This window comes from Bradyrhizobium sp. P5_C11_2 (assembly GCF_054049755.1).
In genome coordinates this window covers 1-4,181 of sequence record NZ_JBFULT010000749.1, presented here as the reverse complement: position 1 = coordinate 4,181, position 4,181 = coordinate 1, and the positions used below count along the sequence as shown (strand labels likewise).

Here is a 4,181-nt window from a genome sequence, read left to right as displayed (position 1 = left end):
TGCGAAGGACGACATCACGGGGTTACAGGTCCCCGGCAGCAAGAGGGTGAAAGCCCGCTTTCAGCTTGTCTTCACGCTTGTCTCGGGCGAGCGCCTGACGTCGCCGCCGATCTCCGACGTCACGCATGTGCGTGACACCGTGGCGCGGATCGCCGCGCAATTCGACGTTCCCAATGTCGAGGAGCCGATCAATCCGCTCGATGCCAGCAATCCCGAGATGCACCTCGGCGAGCCTCTCGAAGCGTTTTCCGCGCGGGACATAAGGATCGTCGCGCTGATCGCGGTCGCACTGTCCGCCGTGCCCTACGCCTACAAGCTCTGGCGCGGATGGCCTCCGAGCCATGTCGATATCCTGCTGCTGCCGCTCGGCGCGATTGCGGCGTTCGCGGTCCATCGATACGCCAATCTCGTGACCGGCGCGTTCTGGATCATCCGCAAGGGCGACATCCGCGTCGAACGGCTGTGGGGCGACGGCCAGCCGCGCGCCGACCATATCGAGGGGCAGGACGTGAAGACGATCACCGTCGAGCGCCGCGGCCGGTCCGAGGACGAGCACTGCATCGTCACGATCCGGTTGCGCTCGGGGCGGCGGTTTCGCAGCCCCCGGATCGGCTCGCGGCTCGAGGCCCGCGCCGTGGGGACCGAAATCGTGCGGCGACTCGGGATCGCGCCGGAGAACAACAAGATTTAGCTGGCGTCCAAAGTCGGAGTTGGTCTCACCGCGAGCTCGGTCTGAGCCTCTCCCGCTTGCGGGAGAGGCATAGGCCGCCTTCGGCGGCCGTGCTCTTGAAAGACGCCAAGGCAAAGCCTTGGCTATGGCGTAGCGGCGGGTGAGGGCTCTCTCCTCATCGGGAGTGTCCCACTGCGGAGACACCCTCTCCCCGACCCTCCCCCGCAAGCGGGGGAGGGAGCGCACCACCGCTGCGGCAACAATCTAGGCTTTTCGCGCCATCCCCTGTTTGTGGCATTGCCGCGCCTCGTCAAAAAACCAAAGCATTCTCGTGACATACCAGCCGGGCGCGCCATCAACTTGCCACGAAGCTGCCCCTGAGTTCAGATGGTTCCGAATGATTTGCGCTGTGGCAGCGGGGAGAGCTTGAAATGACGGATTTTCGTCGCCTGACCGGGATGTTCGTGGCTGCGATCGGCCTGATCCTCGCCGTCCCGCAGGCCTCCGCCCAGCAGCCCGACCGCGGTGACGAGCCGGGTCTGGTCGCCGACGACGCCTATCAGCTCGAGCCGGAATGGCAGAAGCAGGTGGTCTATTTCCGCACCACCGAGACGCCGGGCACCATCATCATCTCGACCGCCGAGCGTCACCTCTATCTGGTCCAGCCGGGCGGGCGCGCGATCCGCTACGGCATCGGCGTCGGCCGCGACGGCTTCCAGTGGCAGGGGCTGGTCAACATCACCAACAAGAAGGAGTGGCCGGACTGGACGCCGCCGCCCGAGATGATCCAGCGCCAGCCCTATCTGCCGCGCTTCATGGCCGGCGGCCCCGGCAATCCGTTAGGGGCCCGCGCCATGTATCTCGGCACCACCGTCTACCGTATCCACGGCACCAACCGTCCCGACACGATCGGCACCAAGGTGTCCTCGGGCTGCTTCCGTCTCGTCAACAACGACGTCGCCGATCTCTACGATCGCGTCCCGGTCGGGACCAAGGTGGTCATCCGGCAGAAGCCCGAACTCTAAGGTTCTCATTCGAGCATGATCTTTCCGGATCATGCTCCCCGCCTTGCAACACTTCCTTTTCTTCCCGATTATTTCGAGAGAGAGACATCATGCGCACATTTCGAGGCGGCCTGCTGATCGGGCTCGCGGTCGCCGTGCTGGTCGGCGTTCTGGCCATCATCTATGAATTCTACGACACCCGCACGCTGAAGCGCACCGTCCGCCGCGGCGAGGTGCTGTGCGGCGTCAACAAAGGCCTGCCGGGCTTCTCGATCCCCGACGACAAGGGCAACTGGACCGGCTTCGACGTCGACTTCTGCCGCGCGGTGGCCGCCGCCATCTTCAACGATCCAGCCAAGGCCAAGTTCGTTCCGCTCGACGCCAGCGAGCGCTTCAAGGAATTGCAGAGCCGCAAGGTGGACATCCTCTCGCGCAACTCGACCTGGAGCATGGCGCGCGAGCTCGACTACGACCTCTATTTCCCCGCGGTCGCCTATTACGACGGCGCAGGCTTCATGCTGCCGCGCGCCCGCAACAAGGAAACCTCGCTGGACCTGACCGGCAGCAAGGTCTGCGTGCAGTCGGGAACCACCACGGCGCTCAACGTCTCCGACTACTTCCGTGCCAACAACATGAAGTATGAAGAGGTGAAGTTCGACAAGCTGGATGACGTGGTGAAGGCCTACGACACCGGCAAGTGCGACACGCTCTCCGCCGACGTCTCGCAGCTCTACGCGCTGCGGCTCAATCTCTCCAAGCCCGGCGACCACATGATCCTGCCGGACATGATCTCCAAGGAGCCGCTCGCCCCCGTCGTGCGCCAGCGCGACGACGACTGGATGATGATCGTGAAATGGACGCTCTATGCGATGATCAACGCCGAAGAGCTGGGAGTTTCTTCGGAGAACATCGACGAGGCCCTGAAGTCGAAGAAGCCGGAGGTGATGCGGCTGGTCGGCACCGAGGGCAATTACGGCGAGCAGCTCGGCCTCACCAAGGACTGGGTCGTCCGCATCATCCGCAACGTCGGCAATTACGGCGAGATGTATGAGCGCAATATCGGCGAGAAGTCCAAGCTGAAGATCCCGCGCGGCATGAACCAGCTGTGGAATGCGGGCGGCGTGCAATACGCGCCGCCGGTGCGGTGAAGGCGGGTTCTCCTCTGGTGTCGTCCCGGCGAAGGCCGGGACCCACCGCGTGACCTATCGATAAGCGCAGGTGACAGTACCGCGGGAAGACTCTCGTTAACTACGAGCCTCCGCCAAACTGCTCCCTGGGGTTATGGGTCCCGGCCTTCGCCGGGACGACACCTTCGTATTCAGCCGCCACCGTGGCCCTTGGTGCCCCCTCAATACCCCCGCGCCCGCGCCAGCTGCTCGGTATGGTAGTTCGCATCCCCGAACAATTCCTCGCACACCCGCGCGCGCTTCATGAAGAAGCCGATGTCGAACTGGTCGGTCATGCCCATGCCGCCATGCATCTGCACGCCCTCCTGCACCGCGCGCGTGGCGGTGGTGCCGGCGCGGGCTTTTGCCACCGCGACGGCTGACGTGGCCTTGGCGACGTCAGCATCGAGCGCCTGAAGCGCCTTCATGACGGCGGCGCGGGTGATCTCGATGTCGACATAGAGCTCGGCGGCGCGGTGCTGGAGCGCCTGGAATTCTCCGATCAGCTTGCCGAACTGTTTTCTGCTCTTCAGGTACTCGACGGTGCGGCCAAACACCTCTTCGCTCAATCCCACCATTTCGGAGGCCACCGCGCCACGGCCGATGTCGAGCACGCCGTCAAGGAGGCTCGCCCCCTGATCGACCTCGCCGAGCACGCTGTCGGCATTGACCTCAACATTGGCGAGCTCGAGCCGCGCCGCGTTGTGCGCGTCGACCATGATCGTGCGCTCGATCGCAACGCCCTTGGCGTTAGGATTCACCAGGAACAGCGTCAAGCCCTCGCGCTCGCCGGCCGAGCCCGCCGTCCGCGCCGCGACGATCAGGAGATCGGCGACGTGGCCGTCGACGACCAGCGCCTTGGTACCGGAGAGATTGAAGCCGTTGCCGGCGCGCACGGCCTGGAGGCTGGTCTGGAGCGGACGATGCTTGGCGCCCTCGTCGATCGCGAGCGTCGCCAGCAGCGAGCCGTTCGAGATCTTCGGCAGGAACTCCGACTTCTGCGCGGCATTGCCGCCGCGGTTCAGCGCCGAGGCCGCGACCACGCTGGTGGCGAGGAAGGGCGACGGCATCAATGTGCGGCCGATCTCCTCCATCACGACGCCGGCCTCGACATAGCCGAGACCGCTGCCGCCGAACTCCTCCGGCACCAAGAGGCCAGCAAAGCCCATCTCGGCAAAGGAATGCCAGAATTCCTTTGAGAAGCCGGTCGGATCCTTGGCGTCGCGCAAGTGGCGCAGGTGCGACACCGGCGCCTTGTCGCTGATCAGCCCGCGCGCAGAGTCGCGGAGCATCGATTGTTCTTCGGTGAGGACGAGGGCCATGTGCAAAGTCTCTGGTATC

The 4,181-nt window shown here is 64.7% G+C and carries 4 protein-coding genes; 3 read left to right on the top strand and 1 reads right to left on the bottom strand.

What is annotated here, in order from left to right; translation table 11 throughout:
* The 3 genes from ACXJL8_RS37975 to ACXJL8_RS37965 all read left to right on the top strand — a co-directional run.
* A partial coding sequence (locus ACXJL8_RS37975) for a hypothetical protein (protein ID WP_456686700.1) occupies nt 1-691 on the top strand: 691 nt, incomplete at its 5' end.
* Between the two features lie 410 nt (nt 692-1,101).
* Complete coding sequence (locus tag ACXJL8_RS37970; protein WP_456619520.1) at nt 1,102-1,695, top strand: L,D-transpeptidase; 594 nt, start codon at nt 1,102-1,104, stop codon at nt 1,693-1,695.
* Between the two features lie 89 nt (nt 1,696-1,784).
* Nucleotides 1,785-2,822, top strand: a complete 1,038-nt coding sequence (locus ACXJL8_RS37965; RefSeq protein ID WP_456619519.1) for an amino acid ABC transporter substrate-binding protein — start codon at nt 1,785-1,787, stop codon at nt 2,820-2,822.
* A gap of 200 nt (nt 2,823-3,022) precedes the next feature.
* Here the strand turns inward: ACXJL8_RS37965 and ACXJL8_RS37960 are convergent, their stop codons facing one another.
* A complete protein-coding gene (locus ACXJL8_RS37960) occupies nt 3,023-4,162 on the bottom strand; it encodes an acyl-CoA dehydrogenase family protein (RefSeq protein ID WP_456619518.1) in 1,140 nt (379 codons plus the stop codon).
* Nucleotides 4,163-4,181 lie beyond the last annotated feature (19 nt).